This window comes from Lentzea sp. NPDC058436 (assembly GCF_042721515.1).
In the GTDB taxonomy this organism is placed as follows: Bacteria; Actinomycetota; Actinomycetes; order Mycobacteriales; family Pseudonocardiaceae; genus Lentzea.
Genome location: NZ_JBHXLF010000015.1, coordinates 87,514 through 109,091, shown reverse-complemented (window position 1 = coordinate 109,091; position 21,578 = coordinate 87,514). Strand labels below are relative to the sequence as shown.

24 protein-coding genes are annotated in these 21,578 nt (G+C 69.4%); 15 read left to right on the top strand and 9 right to left on the bottom strand.

Features of this window, described 5'->3' with window-relative positions:
* The first annotated feature begins 37 nt into the window (after positions 1-37).
* Genes nadA through nadC form a run of 3 tightly spaced genes read left to right on the top strand, consistent with a single transcriptional unit; the run spans position 38 to position 3,503 of the window.
* A complete protein-coding gene (nadA, locus tag ACFWN2_RS34870; RefSeq protein ID WP_382434765.1) occupies positions 38-1,057 on the top strand; it encodes a quinolinate synthase NadA in 1,020 nt (339 codons plus the stop codon).
* Positions 1,057-2,670, top strand: coding sequence for an L-aspartate oxidase (locus ACFWN2_RS34865; RefSeq protein WP_382434763.1), 1,614 nt, complete (start codon positions 1,057-1,059; stop codon positions 2,668-2,670). Before nadA ends, ACFWN2_RS34865 begins: the two co-directional genes overlap by 1 nt.
* Positions 2,667-3,503 (top strand): carboxylating nicotinate-nucleotide diphosphorylase, encoded by an 837-nt coding sequence (gene nadC / locus ACFWN2_RS34860; protein WP_382434761.1) that lies wholly within the window; start codon positions 2,667-2,669, stop codon positions 3,501-3,503. The genes ACFWN2_RS34865 and nadC overlap by 4 nt, the downstream gene beginning before the upstream one ends.
* Here the strand turns inward: nadC and ACFWN2_RS34855 are convergent.
* Together ACFWN2_RS34855 and ACFWN2_RS34850 are read right to left on the bottom strand one after the other, a co-directional pair.
* The gene (locus ACFWN2_RS34855; RefSeq protein WP_382434759.1) at positions 3,474-3,902 is read right to left on the bottom strand and encodes a hypothetical protein; all 429 of its coding nucleotides are present in this window, start codon (positions 3,900-3,902) and stop codon (positions 3,474-3,476) included. The two genes, nadC and ACFWN2_RS34855, sit on opposite strands and share 30 nt — an antisense overlap.
* 22 nt (positions 3,903-3,924) lie before the next feature.
* Positions 3,925-4,704 carry a carbon-nitrogen hydrolase family protein gene (locus tag ACFWN2_RS34850; RefSeq protein ID WP_382434757.1) on the bottom strand — a complete coding sequence of 260 codons (780 nt, stop codon included), beginning with the start codon at positions 4,702-4,704 and terminating at the stop codon, positions 3,925-3,927.
* Positions 4,705-4,728: 24 nt separating this feature from the next.
* Here ACFWN2_RS34850 and ACFWN2_RS34845 point away from each other — a divergent pair, with 24 nt between their 5' ends.
* The gene (locus tag ACFWN2_RS34845; RefSeq protein ID WP_382434755.1) at positions 4,729-6,228 is read left to right on the top strand and encodes an ABC transporter substrate-binding protein; all 1,500 of its coding nucleotides are present in this window, start codon (positions 4,729-4,731) and stop codon (positions 6,226-6,228) included.
* On the opposite strand, the gene ACFWN2_RS34840 is transcribed toward ACFWN2_RS34845, so the two are convergent.
* Positions 6,221-6,712, bottom strand: a complete 492-nt coding sequence (locus ACFWN2_RS34840; protein ID WP_382434753.1) for a hypothetical protein — start codon at positions 6,710-6,712, stop codon at positions 6,221-6,223. The two genes, ACFWN2_RS34845 and ACFWN2_RS34840, sit on opposite strands and share 8 nt — an antisense overlap.
* A gap of 34 nt (positions 6,713-6,746) precedes the next feature.
* Between ACFWN2_RS34840 and ACFWN2_RS34835 the strand changes: the two genes are divergently transcribed.
* Positions 6,747-7,868 (top strand): aminotransferase class V-fold PLP-dependent enzyme, encoded by a 1,122-nt coding sequence (locus ACFWN2_RS34835; protein WP_382434751.1) that lies wholly within the window; start codon positions 6,747-6,749, stop codon positions 7,866-7,868.
* Here ACFWN2_RS34835 and ACFWN2_RS34830 read toward each other — a convergent pair.
* The gene (locus ACFWN2_RS34830) at positions 7,852-9,147 is read right to left on the bottom strand and encodes a M14 family metallopeptidase (RefSeq protein WP_382434749.1); all 1,296 of its coding nucleotides are present in this window, start codon (positions 9,145-9,147) and stop codon (positions 7,852-7,854) included. The two genes, ACFWN2_RS34835 and ACFWN2_RS34830, sit on opposite strands and share 17 nt — an antisense overlap.
* Positions 9,148-9,279: 132 nt before the next feature.
* On the opposite strand from ACFWN2_RS34830, the gene hisD reads away from it, so the two are divergent.
* Genes hisD through ACFWN2_RS34810 form a run of 4 tightly spaced genes read left to right on the top strand, consistent with a single transcriptional unit; the run spans position 9,280 to position 12,450 of the window.
* Positions 9,280-10,596, top strand: a complete 1,317-nt coding sequence (hisD, locus tag ACFWN2_RS34825) for a histidinol dehydrogenase (protein WP_382434747.1) — start codon at positions 9,280-9,282, stop codon at positions 10,594-10,596.
* Positions 10,593-11,699, top strand: coding sequence for a histidinol-phosphate transaminase (locus ACFWN2_RS34820; RefSeq protein ID WP_382434746.1), 1,107 nt, complete (start codon positions 10,593-10,595; stop codon positions 11,697-11,699). Before hisD ends, ACFWN2_RS34820 begins: the two co-directional genes overlap by 4 nt.
* Positions 11,696-12,295: an imidazoleglycerol-phosphate dehydratase HisB gene (hisB, locus tag ACFWN2_RS34815; protein ID WP_382434745.1), complete on the top strand. Its 600-nt coding sequence runs from the start codon at positions 11,696-11,698 to the stop codon at positions 12,293-12,295. Before ACFWN2_RS34820 ends, hisB begins: the two co-directional genes overlap by 4 nt.
* Positions 12,295-12,450, top strand: a complete 156-nt coding sequence (locus ACFWN2_RS34810) for a hypothetical protein (RefSeq protein ID WP_382434744.1) — start codon at positions 12,295-12,297, stop codon at positions 12,448-12,450. The genes hisB and ACFWN2_RS34810 overlap by 1 nt, the downstream gene beginning before the upstream one ends.
* A 62-nt stretch (positions 12,451-12,512) precedes the next feature.
* Here the strand turns inward: ACFWN2_RS34810 and ACFWN2_RS34805 are convergent, their stop codons facing one another.
* Positions 12,513-13,037: an RNA 2'-phosphotransferase gene (locus ACFWN2_RS34805; protein ID WP_382434743.1), complete on the bottom strand. Its 525-nt coding sequence runs from the start codon at positions 13,035-13,037 to the stop codon at positions 12,513-12,515.
* 45 nt (positions 13,038-13,082) lie between these two features.
* On the opposite strand from ACFWN2_RS34805, the gene ACFWN2_RS34800 reads away from it, so the two are divergent.
* A complete protein-coding gene (locus ACFWN2_RS34800; protein WP_382434742.1) occupies positions 13,083-13,934 on the top strand; it encodes an alpha/beta fold hydrolase in 852 nt (283 codons plus the stop codon).
* Here the strand turns inward: ACFWN2_RS34800 and soxR are convergent.
* On the bottom strand, positions 13,878-14,351 hold the full coding sequence (soxR, locus tag ACFWN2_RS34795; RefSeq protein ID WP_382434741.1) for a redox-sensitive transcriptional activator SoxR: 474 nt from the start codon (positions 14,349-14,351) through the stop codon (positions 13,878-13,880). The two genes, ACFWN2_RS34800 and soxR, sit on opposite strands and share 57 nt — an antisense overlap.
* A 47-nt stretch (positions 14,352-14,398) precedes the next feature.
* On the opposite strand from soxR, the gene ACFWN2_RS34790 reads away from it, so the two are divergent.
* The 4 genes from ACFWN2_RS34790 (at position 14,399) to hisH (ending at position 17,571) form a co-directional block, all read left to right on the top strand.
* On the top strand, positions 14,399-15,061 hold the full coding sequence (locus tag ACFWN2_RS34790; RefSeq protein WP_382434740.1) for a thiamine pyrophosphate-dependent enzyme: 663 nt from the start codon (positions 14,399-14,401) through the stop codon (positions 15,059-15,061).
* On the top strand, positions 15,061-15,954 hold the full coding sequence (locus ACFWN2_RS34785) for a transketolase family protein (RefSeq protein ID WP_382434739.1): 894 nt from the start codon (positions 15,061-15,063) through the stop codon (positions 15,952-15,954). The genes ACFWN2_RS34790 and ACFWN2_RS34785 overlap by 1 nt, the downstream gene beginning before the upstream one ends.
* Before the next feature lie 161 nt (positions 15,955-16,115).
* Positions 16,116-16,928, top strand: a complete 813-nt coding sequence (locus ACFWN2_RS34780) for a hypothetical protein (RefSeq protein WP_382434738.1) — start codon at positions 16,116-16,118, stop codon at positions 16,926-16,928.
* A 10-nt stretch (positions 16,929-16,938) separates the two neighbouring features.
* Complete coding sequence (gene hisH, locus ACFWN2_RS34775; RefSeq protein WP_382434737.1) at positions 16,939-17,571, top strand: imidazole glycerol phosphate synthase subunit HisH; 633 nt, start codon at positions 16,939-16,941, stop codon at positions 17,569-17,571.
* Positions 17,572-18,037: 466 nt separating this feature from the next.
* Here the strand turns inward: hisH and ACFWN2_RS34770 are convergent, their stop codons facing one another.
* Complete coding sequence (locus tag ACFWN2_RS34770; RefSeq protein ID WP_382434736.1) at positions 18,038-18,904, bottom strand: hypothetical protein; 867 nt, start codon at positions 18,902-18,904, stop codon at positions 18,038-18,040.
* A gap of 618 nt (positions 18,905-19,522) precedes the next feature.
* Here ACFWN2_RS34770 and priA point away from each other — a divergent pair.
* The gene (gene priA / locus ACFWN2_RS34765) at positions 19,523-20,254 is read left to right on the top strand and encodes a bifunctional 1-(5-phosphoribosyl)-5-((5-phosphoribosylamino)methylideneamino)imidazole-4-carboxamide isomerase/phosphoribosylanthranilate isomerase PriA (protein WP_382434735.1); all 732 of its coding nucleotides are present in this window, start codon (positions 19,523-19,525) and stop codon (positions 20,252-20,254) included.
* Here priA and ACFWN2_RS34760 read toward each other — a convergent pair.
* The gene (locus tag ACFWN2_RS34760) at positions 20,220-20,921 is read right to left on the bottom strand and encodes a Clp protease N-terminal domain-containing protein (RefSeq protein WP_382434734.1); all 702 of its coding nucleotides are present in this window, start codon (positions 20,919-20,921) and stop codon (positions 20,220-20,222) included. The two genes, priA and ACFWN2_RS34760, sit on opposite strands and share 35 nt — an antisense overlap.
* A 263-nt stretch (positions 20,922-21,184) precedes the next feature.
* Entirely contained in the window at positions 21,185-21,565 is a 381-nt protein-coding gene (locus ACFWN2_RS34755; protein WP_382434733.1) for a PPOX class F420-dependent oxidoreductase, read from the bottom strand.
* Positions 21,566-21,578: the final 13 nt, after the last annotated feature.

Here is a 21,578-nt window from a genome sequence, read left to right as displayed (position 1 = left end):
GACCACTAGGCGAAAACCCCGGATCGAGGAGGCAGTGATGGTCGCTACCGCAACCGTGGAGCGAACCGCGTCAGGCGTGTACGGCGGAGTCGAGCCGAACGCGGCGTGGCGGGACGAGGTGTTGCGCCTCGCGAAGGAGCGGGACGCCGTCATCCTGGCGCACAACTACCAGCTGCCCGAGATCCAGGACATCGCCCACCACACCGGCGACTCCCTGGCGCTCAGCCGGATCGCCGCGCAGTCCGACGCGCAGACCATCATCTTCTGCGGCGTGCACTTCATGGCCGAGACCGCGAAGATCCTCGCCCCGCAGAAGACCGTGCTGATCCCGGACGAGCGCGCGGGCTGCTCGCTCGCCGACTCGATCACCGGCGCGCAGCTGCGCGAGTGGAAGGCGCAGCACCCCGGCGCCGTCGTCGTGTCCTACGTGAACACCACGGCCGAGGTGAAGGCCGAGACGGACATCTGCTGCACGTCCTCGAACGCCGTCGACGTCGTCGCGTCGATCCCCGCCGACCGCGAGGTGCTGTTCTGCCCGGACCAGTTCCTGGGCGCGCACGTCAAGCGCGAGACCGGCCGCGAGAACCTGCACATCTGGGCGGGCGAGTGCCACGTCCACGCCGGCATCAACGGTCCCGAACTGGCTGAGCGCGCCGCCGCGAACCCGGACGCGGACCTGTTCATCCACCCGGAGTGCGGCTGCGCGACGAGCGCGCTCTACCTGAGCGGCGAGGGCATCGTCCCGGCGGAGAAGGTCAAGATCCTCTCGACCGGCGACATGATCAGCGCGGCCCGCAGCACCAACGCGAAGAAGGTGCTCGTCGCGACCGAGGTCGGCATGCTGCACCAGCTGCGCAAGGCCGCCCCGGAGATCGACTTCCGCGCCGTCAACGACCGCGCGTCCTGCACCTACATGAAGATGATCACGCCGGCCGCGCTGCTGCGGTGCGTGCGCGACGGCCTGGACGAGGTGCACGTCGACCTGGAGACCGCCCAGCGCGCCCAGGGCGCCGTGCAGCGCATGATCGAGATCGGCCAGCCCGGCGGCGGTGAGTGATGGCCGCGCGCTGGGAGGCGCGAGCCGACCTGATCGTGGTCGGCACGGGCGTGGCGGGTCTCACCGCCGCGCTGCGGGCTCGTGAGCTGGGACTTCGCGTCCTGGTCGTCACGAAGGCCGCGGGCGACGACGGCAACACGCGCTGGGCTCAGGGTGGCGTCGCCGTCGTCATGGAGGACCAGCACGACCCCGGCGACTCGGTCGCGAGGCACATCGAGGACACGCTGACGGCGGGCGCGGGCCTCTGCGAGGACGCGGCCGTCGCGGCGATCATCACCGACGGTCCTGCGGCCGTCGCGAAGCTGCGCGAACGCGGTGCCGTGTTCGACGCGAAGCCGGACGGCCTGCTCGAACGCACTCGCGAGGGCGGCCACAGCGCGTTCCGCGTGGTGCACTCCGGCGGTGACGCGACCGGTGCCGAGGTCGAGCGCGCGTTGCTGAAGGCCACTGTGGACGGACGGGTTCCCCTGCTGGAGAACCACGTCGCGGTCGACGCGGTGAAGACGCCGCTCGGTGCCGTGGCCGGACTTCTCGTGCTGGACGGCAACGGCGTGCCCGGTGTGCTGACCGCACCCGCCGTGCTGCTCGCGACCGGTGGCCTCGGCCAGATGTACCAGGCCACCTCGAACCCTTCTGTGGCAACGGGTGACGGTCTCGCGCTCGCGCTCAGGGCCGGCGCTCTTGCCGCGGACGTCGAGTTCATCCAGTTCCACCCGACCGTCCTCTACACCGGCCGCGGCGCGCGAGGCCGTTGCCCGCTCGTCACGGAGGCCGTGCGCGGTGAGGGTGCCGTGCTGGTCGACGCGACGGGCGCCCGTGTGATGAAGGGCGTGCACCCGCTGGAGGACCTGGCCCCGCGCGACGTCGTGGCGGCCGCGATCACCCGGCACATGGCGACCGAGCCCGGCGGTGTCGACGACCACGTCTTCCTGGACGCGACGGCGTTGCACGACATGGCGACGCGCTTCCCGACGGTGTACTCGGCGTGCGTCTCGGTGGGCGTCGACCCGGCCGTGGACCCGATCCCGGTCGCCCCGGCGGCGCACTTCGCCTGTGGTGGCGTGGTGTCCACCGTCGACGGCCGCACCGGCGTGACCGGTCTGTACGCGGTCGGCGAGGTGGCCCGCACGGGCCTGCACGGCGCAAACCGCCTGGCCTCCAACAGCCTTCTCGAAGGCCTGGTCTGCGGCACCCGTGCCGCCGAGACCGTGGCCGCGGACCTCGCGATCGGCCTGATCGCACCCGCGCGCGCCGTGGACCCGGTCCTCCCGACCGCCCCGGTCGCGGACCGCGACCTGCTCCAGCGCGTGATGTCCCGCTACGCCGCCATCGGCCGCGACGCCGAGGGCCTGGCCGTGGTCGGCTCCGTGCTCGACGTGTCCACTGTGGACAAGCAGCTGGAGTCGCGCGAACTGGTCGAGGACGCGGCGCTGACCACGGCCGCCCGCGCCCTGATCGCCGCGGCCCAGCAACGCACCGAGTCACGCGGCTGCCACGTGCGCACGGACTTCACCGAGCGCTCCGACGCGTGGCGGCGCAGCCAGCTCGTCCGGCTCACCCCGACCGGCCAGCCCGTGCTGGCCGATCCTGTTCTGGCGGAGGGTGTCGCATGACCATCGACTGGGACGACGCGAACAGGGTCATCCAGCTCGCGCTGGAGGAGGACCTCCGCTACGGCCTCGACGCCACGACGCTGGCGACCGTGCCCGAGAAGGCCGTCGCCACCGCCGAGATCACCCCGCGCGCGGCGGGTGTGCTGTGCGGGGTTTCCGTGGCACGCACGGCTTTCCAGCGCTACCTGCCGCAGGTCGAGGTGGTCTCCGAGGCCGAGGACGGTTCCAAGGCCGTCCCCGGCGAGCCCGCCCTGGTGCTCACCGGCCCGACCCGCGGCCTGCTCACCGTCGAACGCACGGCGCTGAACCTGATCTGCCACCTCTCGGGCATCGCCACGCAGACCGCTCGCTGGGTCACCGCGATCGAGGGCACCGGCGCCGCCGTCCGCGACTCGCGCAAGACGTTGCCTGGCCTGCGTCTGCTGCAGAAGTACGCGGTCCGCGCCGGCGGCGGCGTGAACCACCGCATGGGCCTCGGCGACGCGATCCTCATCAAGGACAACCACGTCGCCGCGGCCGGTTCGGTGGGGGCCGCGATCCGCGCGGCCCGCGCGCACGCCCCCGAACTGCTGATGGAGGTCGAGGTCGACAGCCTGGAGCAGCTCGACGAGGCGCTCGCCGAGGGCGCGGAACTGGTGCTGCTGGACAACTTCACGCCCGAGCAGTGCGCGCGGGCGGTCGAGCGCAGGCCGGACGGCGTGCAGCTGGAGGCGTCCGGCGGGCTCACGCTGGACGTGGCCCGCGCGTACGCCGAAACGGGCGTGGACTACCTCGCGGTGGGCGGCCTCACGCACTCCAGTCCGTCACTCGACCTCGGCATGGACCTGCGCTAACGGCGGCCGGTACCGCTCCACACCCACGCCGCGGGCGCCGGGGAAGTTCTGCACCCGGCGCCAGTCGGCGCTCTTCGACCCGACCCCGTTGCCGTCGCTCAACGCCTCGACGTGGTCCTCGGCGCTGGCCCACTCCGCGTAGTTGATGACCTGCCTGCCGTCCGCGCGGATGTGGAACGCCGCGGAAATCCCGCCGGGATGCGGCTTCGGCTCACTCGCGAGTGCCACGAACACGGAATCGACCCACGCCCGTGCGGTGGCCTCGTCGTCGGTTTCGATCGTCACCAGCACAACGCATCCCACGGCGCGGTCAGACCGTCCGCCGCTGACGCGGTAGACCCGGTGACCGTCGATCTCGTTGCGGTTGTGGACGAACGCGGGCAGCTCGGGAAGTGTCATGCCCCGATCCTGTGGGCTCGACCTAACTGGAGGTCAAGCGCCGGTTCGCGAGCACCGGCAACGACTCGCGGGCCTTCGTCACGGCGTCGAAGTCCAGGTCGACGATCGTGTCGGACACCTGTTCCGACAGCTGCACCACGACGTTGCCGAACGGGTCGGCGACGGTCGAGTACCCGATCCCGGTGGGCGCCACGACCCCGAGATCACCGGGAAACGCCTGCCCGCACGCCACCACGAACGACGTGCAGTCCAACGCCCGTGCCCGCACCAGCAGCTCCCACTGCTCCTTCTTGCCCGTCCCCGCGCCCCACGAGGCCCCGACGAGCACGGCCGACGCCCCCTTGTCGGCCAGCGCGCGGAACAGTTCGGGGAAGCGGATGTCGTAGCAGGTGGCGACGCCCAGCGTGACGCCGTCGACCTCGAACGTCACCACCTCGGACCCCGGCGCGACCGTGCGCGACTCCTGGAACCCGAACGCGTCGAACAGGTGGATCTTGTCGTACCCGACGTGCAGGTCGGGTCCGGTCACCAGCAGCGTGTTCGTCACCCGGTCACCGGAAGGCGTGAACATCCCGGCCACGACCACCACGTCGTGCTGCACGGCGATCTCGTGCACCGCCGAGGCCCACGGACCGTCGAGAGGCTCCGCGACGGGCCCGAGAGGCACGCCGAAACGGCACATCGTCGCCTCGGGCAGCACGACGACCCGCGCCCCCTCGGCCCTGCGCACCGCGTCCCGCACGAGCTCCAGGTTGGACCTGGGATCGGTGGTCGAGCTGATCTGACTCACGGCGATGCGCATGAGCCTCACTGTAGGGTCCGACTCGTGCGTTCCCCACTGCTCCTAGTCGTGTTGCTGGCCGTCGCGGGCTGCACCGAGACCGCCACGCCTCGCCCGGACGGTGGGTCGAACGGCACGTCGATCGTGCTGGCCGACCGCGACGAGCCGACGACGCTGAACCCGCTGCTCGGCTACGGCGCGCAGGGTGTGTCGAAGATCTACGACGGCCTCGTCGAGCACCGCCAGGACGGGTCGCTGACCCCGCAGCTCGCGGCCGACCTGCCGCAGCCGGCGGCGGACGGGCTGAGCTGGACGGTCAAGCTGCGCGGCGACGTGAAGTTCACCGACGGCAGCACGTTCGGCGCCGAGGACGTCGTCGCCACCTACACCGCGGCGCTGCAGACGTCGGTGAAGGAGCGGTTCAGCACGCTCAAGGGCGTCGAACAGCTCGACCCGTCGACGGTCCGGTTCAGCCTCACGCAGGTGCACTCCGCGTTCCCGCACCTGCTCGTGCTCGGCATCCTGCCCAGCGAGCAGGCGAAGCAGGACGGTCAGCCCGTCGGCACGGGCCCGTACAAGGTCACCGAGTGGAAGAAGGGCGACCGGCTGCTGCTGGAGTCCAACGACAGCTACTTCGGCGGCGCGCCCAAGGTCAAGAAGGTGACGGTCGTCTTCGTCACCGACGACAACCAGCGCGCCCGCCGCATGCAGGACGGCGAGTTCGACGGCACGGTGCTGCCGCCCAAGATCGCCTCGTCGTTCGCCGGCAAGTCGGGCCTCAACGTGCAGTACCACCGCAGCGCCGACTACCGCGCCGTGCGGCTGCCCGCGGCCAACCCGGTCACCGGCAACGCCTCCGTCCGCCTCGCGCTCAACTTCGCCGCGAACCGCCAGGCCATGATCGACAGCCTGCTCGACGGCAAGGGAACCACCGCCTACACCCCGGTGCCGGACGCGCTGGCCGAGGAGTTCGACACGACCGCGAAGTTCCGCTTCGACAAGGCGGAGGCGGCGCGGCTGCTCGACGTGGGCGGCTGGGTGCCCGGCGCGGACGGCATCCGCGTCCGCGAGGGCGTCGCCGCCCGCTTCACGCTGATGTACCCGCTGGGCGACGACCTGCGCGCCGACCTCGCGACGGCGTTCGCGGCCGACGCCAAGGCCGTGGGCGTGGACGTGCAGCTCGCCGGCCTGTCGTGGGAGGCGATCCGGCCGCGGATGGCACAGGACGCCCTGCTGTACGGCGAGGGCTCGCCGTTCGACCCCGACCTGATGCTCTACGACCTGCGCGGCCAGGGCAGCCCCGCCGCCGACGCCGCGCTCGAGAACGGCCGCAAGCTCATCGACCCGGCGCAGCGTGCCGTGGCGTACAAGCTCTTCCAGCAGGCGTTCGTCGCCGCGCCGTCGATGGCGGTGCTGGTCTTCCCCGAGCACGCGTACGTGGTGCGTGACTCGTGGAACGGCTATCTGCCCGTGGTCGACCCGAACTCCTACGGCGCTCTCGCGTGGGGCCCGTGGTGGAACCTGGAGAAGTGGGAGCCTAAGTAGTACGGGCGTTGATCTCGCGGACGGCGCGGTCCGGGTCGTCCGCCCAGAACTCGACGCGCTCGACCTGCCGGGCGCCCGTCTTGCCGAGGTCGACGAGCTGCGGCTCGTGGAACGGCACCGACACGTTCGTCCTGGTCAGCGACTGGATGACGAGCGCGTCGCCGATCACCTCGACGCTGCGCTGGCCCTTGTGGCTGCGCTCCGCGACCTGAGCGGGACCGAGGTCCGCGGTCGGGATGCGCCAGTCGAAGAACCCCAGCTGGCGCAGGCGCAGCTCGTCGTCGGAGACGGTGTGCGGCTGCTTCGTCAGCACGTAGAGAGCGCCCACGCACACGACCGTGTTCAGCACGCCCAGGACGATCAGCGTGATGAGCAGCCACGGGATGTCCAGGCCGAACGCGACCAACGCGATCCCGACCGCCGTGATGATCAGGAACCGCACGTACCGCGGCTTCATGCGCTTGCCGTAGGGGATCTCCACCATGGCCGTGAGCCTATTTCGTGGCAGAGTGCGGGACGTGGGTGACCTGATCTTCCTGGACAGCGCCGGTTCCTCTCTCCCGCCCGCCGAGGTGGTCGACGAAGTCGTCGGGCACCTCCGCAGGGAGACCGAGATCGGCGGCTACCGCGCCGCCGCGGAACGCCGTGACGACGTCGAGGCGGGCTACGTCGTGCTGGCCGAGCTCTTCGGCTGCGAGCCGTCCGAGGTGGCGTTCACCGACAGTGCGACCCGGTCGTGGCTCACGGCCTTCGACGCCGTGCCGCTCGCGAAGGGCGACCGGATCCTCGTCACCGAGGTCGAGTACGGCGGCAACGCGGTGCCGATGCTGCGCCGCGCCGAGGAGACCGGCGCGACGGTCGAGGTGATGCCGTCCGACCGGCACGGGCAGGTCGACGTCGGAGCCCTGGACCTGGACGAGCGGGTCAAGCTGATCTCGCTCGTGCACGTGCCGACCAACGGCGGCCTGGTCAACCCCGTCGACGAGATCACCGCGGCCGCGCACGAGGTGGGCGCGCTGGTGCTGCTCGACGCCTGTCAGTCGACGGGCCAGATCGACCTGCGCGCGCTCGACTACGACATGCTCGTCTGCACCGGCCGGAAGTGGCTGCGCGGACCGCGCGGCACGGGCGCGCTCGTGGTGCGCGACGAGGTCAGGAAGAGGCTGCGGCCGCGGCTGATGGACCACAGCGCCGCCGAGTGGGTCGCTCCCGACCGCTACGAGCCGCGCGGCGACGCGCGGGTGTTCGAGCTGTGGGAGTACAGCGTCGCGGACAGGCTGGGCCTGATCGCCGCCGCCAGGTACGCGCTGGCCAAGGGCCTGGACGTGATCGAGGCCGAGGTAGGGGACCGCGCCAGGCGCTTGCGCGAAGGGCTCGCGGCCCTGCCCGGCATCACCGTGCGGGACCTGGGCGAACGCCGGTCCGGCATCGTCACGTTCACGAGCGACCGGGTGCCCGCGATGGAGCTGAAGGACCGGCTGTGGCAGCAGGACGTCGCCGTCACGGTGTCGCAGCGCGGCTCGACGATGTTCGACATGACCCGGCGCGGCCTGGACGAAGTAGTGCGGGCCTCCCCGCACTACTTCGTCACCCACGACGAGGTCGATCAGGCGCTGGAGATCATCAGCAGGACACGTTGATGACGCGCTTCACGCAGTCCGAGTAGCCGACGAACATGTCGACGGCGCGGTCGTTGCGGCTCGTCTGCGCCGCGATGACCGTGTCACGCGGGTAGAAGCCGTTGAGCCCGCCGCTGCTCGGGTACATCTCGAAGGTGTAGGACCAGATCTTGTGCTGGCCCCACATCCAGTCGTCGATGCTGCCGTCGGTGATGTACAGGTCGCTCGCCTGCTCCGGCGTGTAGCCGTTGGTGGCGGCCATCTGCTGGCCGAGCGTGCGGAACGCCCGTTCCTCGGTCGCGTCCAGGCCGGGCGCGGTGTTCGCGGTGGTGTAGCCGAAGGGCCACAGCACGAGCTCCGAGAACGAGTGGAAGTCGATGTTCGTCTTGATCTGCTGGACGCCACCGACCACGCGGGAGTCGACGAAGTTCTTGACGGCCGTGGTCTCCGGCGCGGAGAACGCCGACGGGCCGCGGTAGGTGTCCGACGTCGTGCTGCCGCTGGAACCGCCGCAGCAGCCCCACTTGTAGCCCCAGTTGCGGTTGAGGTCGGTGCCGTTGCCCTGGCGGTTCTTGCGCCAGCCGCGGAACGAGCCCGTGGCGATGTCGTACTCGACGCCGTCCGGGTTGACCATCGGGACGAACCAGACCTCGCGGCTGTCCACCAGGTTCTTGATGGCCGGCGTGGAGTAGTTGTCGGTGTAGCGCTTGATGATCTGCAGGCACTGCTCGACGGTGATGTGCTCACGGGCGTGCTGGTTGCACGTGAAGATCACCTCGGGCTCGGCCTCGTCGGTCGCGACGTTGTCGCTCACCTTGAGGGCCCAGATGTCGCGGTTCTGCGCGCTCTTGCCGATGCTGCGCAGGCTCGCGAGCGTCGGGTGGTCGCGCACGGTCTGCTGCAGCTCCGCGGTCATCTCCGCGAAGTTGTGGTAGCCCGCGTAGCCGGACGGGAAGTCCTGCGTGCCGATCTGGCCCGGCTTCGGGTCGGAGAAGTCGACCTTGCCGAGGCTCTTGAGCTCCTGCTCGAAGTCGCCGACGTACTTGATCGGCAGTCCGGTGGCCTGCAGGGCCCGGTACTGCGACTTGTCCGCGACGACCGAGACCGTGGTGAGCTTCGTCGCGCCGAGCACGTCCACGCCGCTCTGCGCGATCTGGGTGCGTTCGGCGGAGGTGTTGGCGGTGATCTCCAGCAGGTAGCGGCCGGAGTCGGCCGTGCTGGGTGTCGCCATGCCCGCGACCAGCACGGGCAGGCATATGGCGAGCACTGCGGCGATCTTGCCGCGGCGCTTGGTGATCATGGTTCCTCCATCATCAGCAGGGGTTTGCGACGGAGTGGTGCTCGACCGAGCGTGGCCGGGGCGTCACAGGCTGAGTAGCGCCGATAGCGGGCTGACCGTTGACAGATTTCTGCAGGAACTAGGCTGTCGGACATGCTGAACCGCATCGACCTGCGAGGTCGTTCCACGACTCCCGCTCAGTTGCGCGCCGTTGTGCCGCGCGCAGAGGTGGACGTGGACGCGGTTCTGCATCATGTACGCCCTGTCGTGGACGCGATCGCGGAGCGCGGTGTCGAGGCTGCTCTGGACTACACGGAGAAGTTCGACCAGGTTCGTCCGGCTTCCGTTCGTGTGCCCGCTTCGGAGATCTCGTCCGCTTTGTCCTCGTTGGACCCGGCCGTGCGCGAGGCCCTGGAAGAGGTCATCACGCGCACCCGGCGCGTGCACGCCGACCAGAAGCGCGTCGACACGACGACCCAGGTGGTGCCCGGCGGCACCGTCACCGAGAAGTGGGTGCCGGTCGCGCGCGTCGGTCTCTACGCGCCGGGCGGTCTCGCGGTCTACCCGTCGACGGTCGTCATGAACGTGGTGCCCGCCCAGATCGCCGGCGTCGAGTCGCTGGTCGTCGCCTCGCCGCCGCAGGCCGAGTTCGGTGGCCTGCCGCACCCGACGATCCTGGCCGCCGCCGCGCTGCTCGGCGTCGACGAGGTGTGGGCCGTGGGCGGCGCGCAGGCCGTGGCGCTGCTGGCGCACGGCGGCGTGGACACCGACGGCACCGAACTGGCTCCCGTCGACATCGTCACCGGCCCCGGCAACATCTACGTGACGGCGGCCAAGCGGCTGCTGCGCGGCCTGATCGGCATCGACTCCGAGGCCGGTCCCACCGAGATCGCGATCCTGGCCGACTCGTCTGCCGACGCGGTGCACGTGGCCGCCGACCTGATCTCCCAGGCGGAGCACGACCCGCTGGCCGCCTCGGTCCTGGTCACCGACTCGGTCGAGCTGGCGGACGCCGTCGACGCCGAGCTGGAGCGCCAGATCGGCGCGACCAAGCACGTCGAGCGGATCCGCACGGCGTTGCGCGGCAAGCAGTCCGGCACGGTGCTGGTGTCCTCTGTGGACGAAGGTGTCCGCGTGGTCGACGCCTACGCCGCGGAGCACCTGGAGATCCAGACGCGCGACGCGCGCGAGGTGGCGGCGCGGATCCGGTCCGCCGGCGCGATCTTCGTCGGCGCGCACTCGCCGGTGTCGCTCGGCGACTACTGCGCCGGCTCGAACCACGTGCTGCCGACCGGTGGCTGCGCGCGGCACTCGTCCGGGCTGTCCGTGCAGACGTTCCTGCGCGGCATCCACGTGATCGACTACTCAGAGGAAGCCCTGCGCGAGGTCGCGGACAAGGTCGTCGCGCTGGCCAACGCGGAGGACCTGCCCGCGCACGGGCAGGCCGTCACAGCGAGGTTCTCCCGATGAAGCCTGTTGTCGGCGCGAGGGTGGAGCTGTCCGACCTCCCCCTGCGCGAGGACTTGCGCGGCCGCACGCCCTACGGTGCCCCGCAGCTCGACGTCCCGTACCGCCTGAACACCAACGAGAACCCGTACGAGCCGACGGACGCGCTGGCGGCCGACGTCGTCGCCGCGATCGCCGAGATCGCCGGCGACCTGCACCGCTACCCGGACCGCGACGCGGTGGCGTTGCGCGACGACCTGGCGGCGTACCTCACCGAGGCCACCTCGGTCACGCTGACGTCCGAGAACGTCTGGGCCGCCAACGGCTCGAACGAGATCCTGCAGCAGGTCCTGCAGGCGTTCGGCGGGCCGGGCCGGGTGGCGCTGGGCTTCGAGCCGTCGTACTCGATGCACCCGATCATCGCGGCGGGCACCCGCACCGAGTGGTCGCCGACCCCGCGCCGCGCCGACTTCTCGCTGGACGTGGAGAAGGCCGCCGCGATCATCGCCGAGACGCGTCCTGACGTCGTCTTCGTGACGTCGCCGAACAACCCGACGGGCCAGTCGATCCCGCTTGAGGACCTGCGGCTGCTGATCTCCGCCTGCACCGGCATGATCGTGGTGGACGAGGCGTACACGGAGTTCTCGCCGCAGGAGAGCGCGATCAAGCTGCTGGACGAGTTCGGCTCGCGGCTGATCGTCTCGCGCACGATGTCGAAGGCCTTCGCGTTCGCCGGCGGCCGCCTCGGCTACCTGGCGGCCGCTCCGGCCGTGGTCGACGCCCTGCAGCTGGTGCGCCTGCCTTACCACCTGTCGGCGTTGACGCAGGCCGCCGCGCGCGCCTCGCTGAGGCACGCCTCGGAGACCCTGGGCTCGGTGGCGAAGCTGGCCGCCGAACGCGACAGGGTGTCCGCGGCGCTGACGGAGCTGGGTTTCCAGGTCGTGCCGTCGGACGCGAACTTCGTGCTGTTCGGCTGGTTCGAGAGCGCGCGGGAGACCTGGAAGTCCTATTTGGACCACGGCGTGCTCATCAGGGACGTCGGAATCGCGGGTCACCTGCGGGTGACCATCGGAACGCCCGAGGAGAACGACGCTTTCCTCGCGGCCAGCAAGGAGGTCAGCCGGTGAGTCGGGTCGGCAAGGTGGAGCGCATCACCAGGGAGTCGTCGGTCTACGTGGAGATCGACCTGGACGGCACCGGTCAGGTCGACATCAACACGGGTGTGCCGTTCTACGACCACATGCTCACCGCGTTCGGCGTGCACGGCAGTTTCGACCTGATCGTGCGCGCGACCGGTGACACGCACATCGACGCCCACCACTCGGTCGAGGACATCGCGATCGTGCTGGGGCAGGCGCTGCGGGAAGCGCTGGGGGACAAGAAGGGCATCCGCCGCTTCGGCGACTGCTGGATCCCCATGGACGAGACGCTCGCGCACGCCGCGGTCGACGTCTCGGGCCGCCCGTACACCGTGCACAAGGGCGAGCCGGAGCAGTTCAACAGCTTCGTGATCGGCGGCAACTACCCGTTCGTGCTGAACCGGCACGTGTTCGAGTCGCTCGCCTTCCACGCGCAGATCGCACTGCACGTGCGCGTTGAGTACGGCCGCGACCCGCACCACATCGCCGAGGCCGAGTACAAGGCCATCGCGCGTGCCCTGCGCGTGGCCACCGAGCCCGACCCCCGCGTCGGCGGCATCCCGTCGACCAAGGGCGTGCTCTGATGCCGAAGGAAGTCGTCGTCATCGGCCTGCTGGCCCTCGCGGGCTTCCTGGCCGGTGGCGTCTACACCACGTGGAAGACCGCCAAGGTCCTGGCGATCACCCTGCTGGTGCTGCTCCTCGTGGCGGTCGGCGGCGCTGTTCTCTGGCTGCTCTGACGCTCTCGGGAGTGTTGCTGCCGAAGAACATGTCCACGCCGAGCACGTCGTGCCGTTCGGCTTCACGCCTGGTCCAGGTAGCGCGCGGGAACGTGCTGGGCGAGCCACACGCCGTTGGCGCTCAGCCGGAACTCGTGCCCGTCCGCGTGCATCTGCTGGGCGTCGACGGTCAGGATCAACGGCCGTCCCCGCCGGGACCCGACCCTGCGCGCGGTCTCGCGGTCGGGGGAGAGGTGCACGTCGTGGCGTGCCATGGGCCGCAGGCCGTCCCGCATGATGTCGTCGAGGTACTGCGCGACCGTGCCGTGGAACAGCTGGTCCGGCGGGGTCGCCGTCGGCAGGCCGAGGTCCACCTCGACGCTGTGGCCCTGGTTCGCGCGGATGCGGTCGCCGTCGATCGTGAAGCGCTTCTTGTCGTTGCGGTCGACGACCTCGCGCAGGTCCGCCTCTGAGACGCCGAGCGCGGCCAGCAGGTCGGCCACGGGCACCCAGCCGGCGGGGTCGAGGGTGAGGCCGACGCGCTCGGGCTGGTGCCGGAGCGCTTTGGACATCCGCTTCGAGAGGCGGATCATTCTTTCGTCTTCCATTTGCTCCTCAGGAAACCACAACGCGTCCACCGGTTTTGCGGTTTCATGGGCCGGGTGTGGCGCGAGCGGCTGGTTCCAGGAGAGCCCGAGATCTTCGTTGCGTGGCAGGAGTGGCCGCAGGACAGGGCATTGCTCGTCATCCACGGCGGCCCCGACTGGGACCACAGCTACCTCCGCGACCCGCTCGCCGAGCTGGACTGTCAGCTCCTGCTGCCGGACCTGCGCGGCTGCGGCCGGTCGGGCCGGGTGGCCGAGTACCACCCGGACGGCGTGATGGACGACCTCGTGCGCGTGCTCGACGCGTTCGACGTCGAGCGTGCCGACGTGCTCGGGCACTCCTACGGCGGCATGGTCGCGCAACGGTTCGCGATCACCCATCCGTCCCGTGTGCGCAGCCTGATCGTGTCGGGCAGCAGCGTGCTGCCGATACCTCCGGACGTCAGCGCGAACGCGCGTGATCCCTGGCAGAAGGACGGCCTGACCCCGGACGACGTGCGGGCCGAGGCGATCGCGGCGGCGCCCGCCAACGTCTTCCGCACCGAGGCGATGCCCGGTTACCTGCGGCGGCTGGAGGACGTCCGGTTCGGCACCGAGTGGTTGCGGCAGCTCCAGGCGGGGACGCTCGTCACGCCGCGACTCCCCGAGGCGGCTCAGCACCTCGCCGCGCTCGACATCCCGGTGCTCCTGCTGCACGGCCGCCACGACAGGACGTTCCCGGTCGGTCTCGTCGAACCGACGCTCGGGCTGATCCCGCGGGCACGCGCCGTGGTGCTGGAAGAGGCCGGCCACATGCTGCACGTCGACGACCCCGAGGGCTACCTGTGCGCGGTGCGGGAGTTCCTAGACGGTGCCGCCTTCGAGGGCGGGCTTGAGCTTGGGGGCGCCCGGCCCGTATGAGGCCTGCTCGTCGTCGATGTTCTGCAGGGCACAGCTGCGCAACGACAGGCAGCCGCACCCGATGCAGCCGGTGAGGCGGTCGCGCAGCCGGTAGAGGGCGTCGATGCGGGCGTCGAGCTCCGTCTTCCACGCGCGGGAGAGGCGTTCCCAGTCGGACTTCGTCGGCGTGCGGTTGTCGGGGAGCTGCGCGAGGGCGTCGCGCACGTCCTCCAGGGTCAGGCCGACGCGTTGGGCGGTGCGGATGAACGCCAGCCGGCGCAGCACCGAGCGCAGGTAGCGGCGCTGGTTGCCCGCGGTGCGCACCGAGGTGATCAGACCCCTGTCCTCGTAGAAGCGCAGGGCGGTGTGGGGGACGCCGCTGCGTTCGGCGACCTGGCCGATGGTCAGCATTTCCGGCAGCTTGCTCACACCGATCATGGTAACCGCTTGACCTCCAGCATGGTCGAGGTTGAACAGTTGGTGGCATGCAACGGATACCAGGGCTCTTCGCGAGGATGACCGGGGACGAGAAGCACGAGTGGGCGGCGGCTTCCACGATCGACGTGCTCTGGGTCCTCTACGACAAGGTCCTCAACGTCACGCCCGAGACCGTCGACGACCCTGACCGCGACAGGTTCCTGCTCTCCAAGGGACACGGCCCGATGGCCTACTACGCCGTGCTGGCGGAGAAGGGGTTCATCGAGGAGTCCACTTTGGACGACTGGACGTCGTGGGACAGCCCGCTCGGCCAGCACCCCGACCGGGTGCTCGTGAAGGGCGTGGAGATCAGCAGCGGATCGCTCGGCCACGGCCTGCCGATCGCGGTGGGCACCGCCATCGGGCAACGCGTCGCGGGAAGCCGCGGGCGGACGTTCGTGCTGGTCGGGGACGGCGAACTGGACGAGGGCAGCAACCACGAGGCGATCGCGGTGGCGTCAAGGCTGAAGGTCGCGAACCTCACCACGATCGTGATCGACAACCAGTCCGCGATGTACGGCTGGCCCGGTGGCATCGCCCGGCGCTTCGCCGTCGAGGGCTGGCAGACCGCCGAGGTCGACGGCCGCGACCACGAGGCCGTCTTCGCCGCGCTCACCGCCCCGCACGACCGCCCGTACGCGGTGGTCGCCACAGTCGAGAAGAGCTACTGATGACCACCATGCGCCAGGCCTTCGTCAGCACGGTCAACAACGGGATCGCCACCGACCCGCGGATCGCCGTGGTGACCGCGGTGATCTCCAGCAACGAGTTCCCGCGGGAGAACGAACGCGTCGTGGACGTCGGGATCCGCGAGCAGACCATGGTCGGGGTGGCGAGCGGCCTCGCGCTCGCCGGACTGCGGCCGGTCGTGCACAGCTACGCGCCGTTCCTGGTCGAGCGGCCGTACGAGCAGATCAAGCTCGACATCGGACACCAGGACGTGGGCGCGGTGTTCGTCAGCATCGGAGCGTCCTATGACGACCCGGTGTGGGGCCGCACGCACCAGTCGCCCGGTGACGTCGCGTTGTTCGACACGCTGCCCGGCTGGACCGTGCACGTGCCCGGACACGCGGACGAGGTCACGCCGTTGCTCCAGCGGGCGTTGAAGGACGACGACCGGGTCTACATGAGGCTTTCGCTGCACGAGAACACCCAGGCGCATCCGGTGGGCGAAGGGTTCACGACGCTGCGTCACGGCAAGCGCGGCGTGGTGCTCGCCGTCGGGCCGATGCTCGACCGCGTGCTCAAGGCCGTCGAGTCCGAGAACGCCGACGTCACCGTGCTCTACGCGGCCACGGTCCGACCGTTCGACTCGGACGGACTGCGCAAGGCGGTGCGGGACACCGACCACGTGGACGTGATGGTGGTGGAGCCGTACCTCGAAGGAACGTCTTCTCATCTTGTTTCCGAGACCCTGCAACATATTCCGCACCGTGTGCGTTCTATAGGAGTCAAAAGGCACGCGGAGCTCCGCAACTACGGCACGGCCGAAGATCATGACGCCGCGCACGATCTCGACGTGGTCGGGCTGGGGAGCGCTGTGCGGAGTTTCTTCAGGGGGTGAAGGAACATGTTCGCAGTCATGGGGGATGACTGGACCGGAGCGCCTTCGCGCACCGTCTGAGTGGGGGACGCGGTGGTGACGACCGGCCGAATTCCCGGTCGCACCACCGTGTTCGGCACGTCTGCACATGCGCGCGAGGCGCACCAGGAATGATGTTGTGCGTGAGAATGCTGATCTGGACCTCGTTGAACGCCGCCGAGCTGCAGAAGGCCATGCACAGCGGCAACGTGGGCCCCGCGGCGCTCGTCCCGGTGCAGTCGGGCACGGTGCTGCTGCCTCCTCCGGCGACCAGGCTGAACGAGGCCGCGTACATGACGAACAGGGTGCGCAAGATCGGGAACGGCGCGGCGCTCGCCGTCTGGAACGACGACGCCGCGCTGCTCTACCTGTTCACCACGGCGCTCGGCCGCGCGTCGATGTGGGGATCGCGCGAGGCGGTACTGCGGTTGTCGGAGCAGGCCAAGCAGTCGGGAGCGTTCGGGCGGGCGTTCGACCGCATGACCGCGGGCATGGTCGACCTGCGCGAGAAGGAGAAGTGGCAGCACGACGCGATCGACAAGCTCACCGCGCTGCACCCGGCGGCCGGCCGCAAGGCGCCGCTCGAACGCATCCGCGACTTCGAGAACGGCCACGCGGCCATCCCGGACTTCTTCCGCGCCGCCGGACTGGGGGAGGTCGCACGGGTGGCCGAACTGGCCGAGCAGGGTCGTGCGGACTTCGTGCTGCAGACCCTCGAACCGCCGCGCGCGCAGCTGTGGCCGCTCGCGGCGATCCTTCCGTTGATGGTGATGACCGCGCTGGTGACGGTGCTGCTCGGCATCCCGGCGATGGTCTACTACCTCGTCGGCGCACTGCTCCTCGTGGTCATGTCGACGTTGCTGGTCGTGCTCCGGCGCCGGCTCGTGAGCAGGAAGCCGATCAACACGGTGCTGCCCGTCATACCGGTCACGCAGGGCGCGGTCCCCACCGACTAACCTGGTGGGCGTGGCACGCGTCGTCGTACTTGACTATGGCTCCGGCAACCTGCGCTCGGCCGAGCGCGCGCTTCAGCGCGTCGGCGCCGAGGTCGAGGTGACGTCGGACGCGAAGGCGGCACGCGCGGCGGACGGCCTCGTCGTGCCCGGCGTCGGCGCGTACGCGGCGTGCATGGAGGGCCTCAACTCGGTGCGCGGCGCCCGGATCATCGGCGAGCGCCTCGCCGGCGGCCGTCCGGTGCTCGGCATCTGCGTGGGCATGCAGATCCTGTTCGACCGCGGCATCGAGCACGGCGTGCTGACCGAGGGCTGCGGTGAGTGGCCCGGCACCGTCGAGCGCCTCGAAGCGCCGATCGTGCCGCACATGGGCTGGAACACGGTTCGCACGCCAGAGGGTTCGCAGCTGTTCGAGGGCCTCGACAAGGACACGCGGTTCTACTTCGTGCACTCCTACGGCGTGCGCCGCTGGGAACTGGAGCCGGCGGAGCACCTCAAGGCGCCGCTCGTGACGTGGGCCGACCACGCGGGCGACGAGTTCGTCGCGGCCGTCGAGAACGGGCCGCTGTGGGCGACCCAGTTCCACCCGGAGAAGTCCGGTGACGCCGGGGCGCAGCTGCTGAAGAACTGGCTGACCACTCTGTGAGCGGAGGGCGCGATCGACATCGAGGAGTTCCACGAGTTGTTCGGGGGCGGCTCGGTTCGCGCAAAGCTCGATTGGGACGTCCTCCGAGCGGGTGACTCCGCTGTGCATGTTGCGGTGAGCAGGTCGCGAGCGGAGCTGGGAAGCGTCTACACAGTCTGGTACGACAGCAACCGAAGCTTCTGTGACTCTGACGCGGTGCCGCTGCGGGTTCGGGATGCGGCAGAAGCGCACCTGGCCGGTCGCGAGCCCCGCATCGCGGCGATGCAGGACGCATTTTGTGCGGTGGCATCCCCGGTTCAGCTTACGTTGCCACTTTACGAGCTCAGCGACGGCACCAGGCTGCTTCTGGATGGAACGCATCGATCGGTGGCCGCGTTCAGGGCTGCGATGCCTGTGCGGCTGTTGCTTGTCTCGGTGGCTGGTCCAATGGATCCTCTGGTGCTGCCAGACCTGCGGCATCACGCGGCTAGTTCAAGTCGTCAGAACTGACCTCCTCCGGGTACTTCGTCACGGCACGTCGCATCGCCAGGTCGAATGCCAGGTTGCGCACCGCGTACCAGCGTTCACCGCGCCGTAGCTTCGTTATCTGGCGCAATACTGCGACCGCGGAAAACAGGCACAGCACTCCGATGACGACACGCATGGTCATTGAGATTCGCGGGAACACAGCTGCTTCCGCGGCCGCGAGGGCCAAGGGGATGAGCGTCGCGGTGAGGATGTTGATTTCAAGTTCGATCGCATCGATGTTGAGCACCGGTGAGAAGCGCCGCAGCCAGAGTTTGCTGTACTCGAAGGCGTGCAAAGATTCCTCTGAACGATGTCCCCCGCCGGCGGTCAGCGCGAGTCGGCTGTCGGGCGATGGGTCGGACTCGTCGAGCCAGCTCAGAACGGGATGCAGCTCCACGCACTCAGCGGTCATTCCCTCCCCTAGGACCTGTTTCATGCGTTCGAGGTCCGACACGGCCCTGGTCTTCCGCTTTCTCCGCCACCATCGGACGATGCGTTCGACTCGCCCCACGACGGCGAATCCGGCCGCGCGAGCCAGGTAACCGATCACAAAACTGCCTCCGATGCCCAATGCGGCGAAGAGCACCGTTCCAGAGCCCTGGATCTTGCCGAGGCTGGAGAGGAGAAAAACGACGTCGTGTCCTGCGTGTGGAACGAAGTGCACTCCTAGAATCGCCAGCTCGGTCATGGCGACGATGCCGGGCAGTATGACACTGGTGAGCTGCAATGCTACGTAGAACGTCAGTCGACCGGACATGGAATTTCCTGCTGCTGTGAAGCCGCTCATCGGGTCCACTTGTCCGCCTTGTTGTTCGGGCCGGTTCAAGTCAGTGAACGTAGGCGGTCTGGCTGATGTCTGCGTCGACCAAAAGGCTGAAGCAGGGTGGGTGGACCGGTGTGCATCTGCTGGCGAACGGCCACCACGTCGGCGGGCGTACATCTCATCACCGCTGCTTCATGGCAACTGTGCCAACTCCGACAACGCCGACTCGTCTTGCGGCATGAAGAAGAACCTCGATCGGCCACGGAGAATCAGACCTGTCAGTGCGGGCCTGGTGATTGGTGGATTGTGGTCGCGCCTAGTGTCCAATCAAGACGTTGCTTCAGAGGTCATGCTATGTGCCGAAGTCTCTGTTGTTGCGTTGCTGCGCCTGCTTCAGTGGCTGACTGATGGGCGCTGACAACAGACCTCGTGAGTTGAGTTCCGCGGCGGCGTCGTCCTTGAGAACTGTGCGCCGGTCGACAGCCCCAAGGTGCGTCTTCGGCCAGGAAGGTGACGTCGATTCAGCCGAGCGTTCGTGCCGAAGACCTTCCAAGCCGGCCGTCGCCGGCTCTTCTCGGCGCGTTCGCCGAGATCATGGTTGTAGCGCTAGGCATGTCGCTGGCGTCGGAGAGCTCATGAGCGCGTGCTCGGCCTTGTGCCGGGGGACGCTAGGCTGCTCGGGTGACGTTCACACTCCTCCCCGCTGTTGACGTTGCCGACGGTCGTGCCGTCCGGCTCGTGCAGGGCGAAGCCGGTACCGAGACGAACTACGGCGAGCCGCTCGACGCCGCCTTGCAGTGGCAGCGCGACGGGGCGGAGTGGATCCATCTCGTCGACCTCGACGCGGCCTTCGGTCGTGGGTCGAACCGCGAGCTGGTCGCCCGTGTCGTCGGCGAGCTGGACGTCAAGGTGGAGCTGTCCGGCGGCATCCGCGACGACGCGTCCCTGGAGGCCGCCCTGGCCACCGGATGCGCTCGCGTGAACCTCGGCACCGCAGCGCTGGAAGACCCGGAGTGGTGCGCGAAGGCGTTGGCGGCGTACGGCGAGAAGATCGCCGTGGGTCTCGACGTCCGCATCACCGAGGAAGGTCACCGGGTCAAGGGCCGCGGCTGGACGTCGGACGGCGGCGACCTCTGGGAGGTCCTCGACCGGCTCGACCGCGACGGCTGCACCCGTTACGTGGTCACCGACGTGTCGAAGGACGGCACGCTGACGGGCCCGAACCTGGAGCTGCTGCGCGAGGTCTGCGCCCGCACCGACGCCCCCGTGATCGCGTCCGGCGGTGTGTCCACTGTGGACGACCTGGTCGCGCTCTCCCAGCTGTCGCGCGACGGCGTGGAGGGCTCGATCGTGGGCAAGGCCCTGTACGCCGGCGCCTTCACGCTCCCGGAAGCACTCGCTGCGGTCCGTTGACCACGCTCTCGATGTGAGCGGCCGCGGCCGCGTGCGTCACACCCGTGTTGTGGAGCACGTCGGCCGCGGTCCCGTCGGTCGCGAGCAGCACACCGAGCAGGACGTGCTCGGTGCCGATGAACATGTGGCCCATCCGGAGCGCCTCGCGCACGGCCAGTTCCAGGGCCTTCTTGCAGTGCGTCGTGTACGGCTGCTTCTCGGGCCGTCGCTGGGCCTCGGTGTCCAGGCGGTTGAGCGTGGCGATGCGCGTGCTGCCGTCGCCCGACTCCAGCTTCGCGATGGTCTTGGCCGCCAGGCCGGCCGACTCGTCGAGCAGCCCGAGCAGCAGGTGCTCGGTGCCGATCCGTTCGCTGAACCGCGCGTGGTGCCTCGCCAGCGCGAGGACCCGCCTGGAGCGCTGGGTGTAGCGCTCGGTGCTCGGCTTGCCCAGGTCCGGTGACTCCTTGGGCACGAACCTCTTCTGCGCGGCCTGCTTCGTGACGCCGAGGCTCTCGCCGATCTCGGCCCAGCTCGCGCCGCCCCGCCGCGCCTCGTCCACGAAGTGGCCGATCAGGTGGTCGCCGAGCTCGCTGAGCTGACTGCTCATCTCGACGGCCTTCGCCAGCCGCAGGAGGGCGTCGTCCGCTTCTTGAGCGACCGTGACGATGAGGTCGGTCAACTGGATCACGCCGTCAACTCTAGGTTGACGGCATCAGGGCGGTCAACCTCGCGTTGACGCTCAACCTCGTCTCAACGTTGACGAGTCACGTCCACGTTGAATCAACATTGACCACGTCAGCCGGTGTTGATGCGTCAAGTCGACATGGACGGATGACAACGTTGTCATCTCGGCGGCGAGGGTCCGTCAAGTGCATGTTGACGGACCCGTCGAGGTTGATCCGGTGCTGTCAACGTTGAGTCAACGTTGATTCGCGCCGTCGATGTTGACGCTCAGCTCGCCGCGGTGATGGCGATGCCGATCGACCCGGTGCGTCCGCGGCGCAGCTTGCTGCCGAACACGGTCAGCCAGCCGAACAAGCCGTACTTCTTCGTGATGCGGGACCGGACCCCGTCGCTCGCGTCGTCGTCCAGCAGCCGCGCGTGAGCCTTGATCGACGGGCCCTTCGGGTTGCCGCGCACGTCGCACGGCCCGATCTCCACGTCGCCGCTGCGGCGGATCCGCTTGACCTTGCCGGTGTCGAGGCCGCTCCACGCGTAGATCACGTCGTCGTTCTCGCCCGGCGCGACCCAGACCGGCGTGGGCACCGGGGTGCCGTCCTTGCGGAACGTCGTCAGCAGCAGGTACTTGCCCTTGCCCAGTTCGGCGATCATGGCCGCGCAGCGT

What these genes read in the sequence shown, in the direction of transcription:
- nadA (WP_382434765.1), top strand. Translation starts at nt 38, where the DNA reads ATGGTCGCTACCGCAACCGTGGAGCGAACCGCGTCAGGCGTGTACGGC.
- ACFWN2_RS34865 (WP_382434763.1), top strand. Translation starts at nt 1,057, where the DNA reads ATGGCCGCGCGCTGGGAGGCGCGAGCCGACCTGATCGTGGTCGGCACG.
- nadC (WP_382434761.1), top strand. Translation starts at nt 2,667, where the DNA reads ATGACCATCGACTGGGACGACGCGAACAGGGTCATCCAGCTCGCGCTG.
- ACFWN2_RS34855 (WP_382434759.1), bottom strand. Translation starts at nt 3,902, where the DNA reads ATGACACTTCCCGAGCTGCCCGCGTTCGTCCACAACCGCAACGAGATC.
- ACFWN2_RS34850 (WP_382434757.1), bottom strand. Translation starts at nt 4,704, where the DNA reads ATGCGCATCGCCGTGAGTCAGATCAGCTCGACCACCGATCCCAGGTCC.
- ACFWN2_RS34840 (WP_382434753.1), bottom strand. Translation starts at nt 6,712, where the DNA reads ATGGTGGAGATCCCCTACGGCAAGCGCATGAAGCCGCGGTACGTGCGG.
- ACFWN2_RS34830 (WP_382434749.1), bottom strand. Translation starts at nt 9,147, where the DNA reads ATGATCACCAAGCGCCGCGGCAAGATCGCCGCAGTGCTCGCCATATGC.
- hisD (WP_382434747.1), top strand. Translation starts at nt 9,280, where the DNA reads ATGCTGAACCGCATCGACCTGCGAGGTCGTTCCACGACTCCCGCTCAG.
- ACFWN2_RS34820 (WP_382434746.1), top strand. Translation starts at nt 10,593, where the DNA reads ATGAAGCCTGTTGTCGGCGCGAGGGTGGAGCTGTCCGACCTCCCCCTG.
- ACFWN2_RS34810 (WP_382434744.1), top strand. Translation starts at nt 12,295, where the DNA reads ATGCCGAAGGAAGTCGTCGTCATCGGCCTGCTGGCCCTCGCGGGCTTC.
- ACFWN2_RS34805 (WP_382434743.1), bottom strand. Translation starts at nt 13,037, where the DNA reads ATGGAAGACGAAAGAATGATCCGCCTCTCGAAGCGGATGTCCAAAGCG.
- ACFWN2_RS34800 (WP_382434742.1), top strand. Translation starts at nt 13,083, where the DNA reads ATGGGCCGGGTGTGGCGCGAGCGGCTGGTTCCAGGAGAGCCCGAGATC.
- soxR (WP_382434741.1), bottom strand. Translation starts at nt 14,351, where the DNA reads ATGATCGGTGTGAGCAAGCTGCCGGAAATGCTGACCATCGGCCAGGTC.
- ACFWN2_RS34790 (WP_382434740.1), top strand. Translation starts at nt 14,399, where the DNA reads ATGCAACGGATACCAGGGCTCTTCGCGAGGATGACCGGGGACGAGAAG.
- ACFWN2_RS34785 (WP_382434739.1), top strand. Translation starts at nt 15,061, where the DNA reads ATGACCACCATGCGCCAGGCCTTCGTCAGCACGGTCAACAACGGGATC.
- ACFWN2_RS34755 (WP_382434733.1), bottom strand. Translation starts at nt 21,565, where the DNA reads ATGATCGCCGAACTGGGCAAGGGCAAGTACCTGCTGCTGACGACGTTC.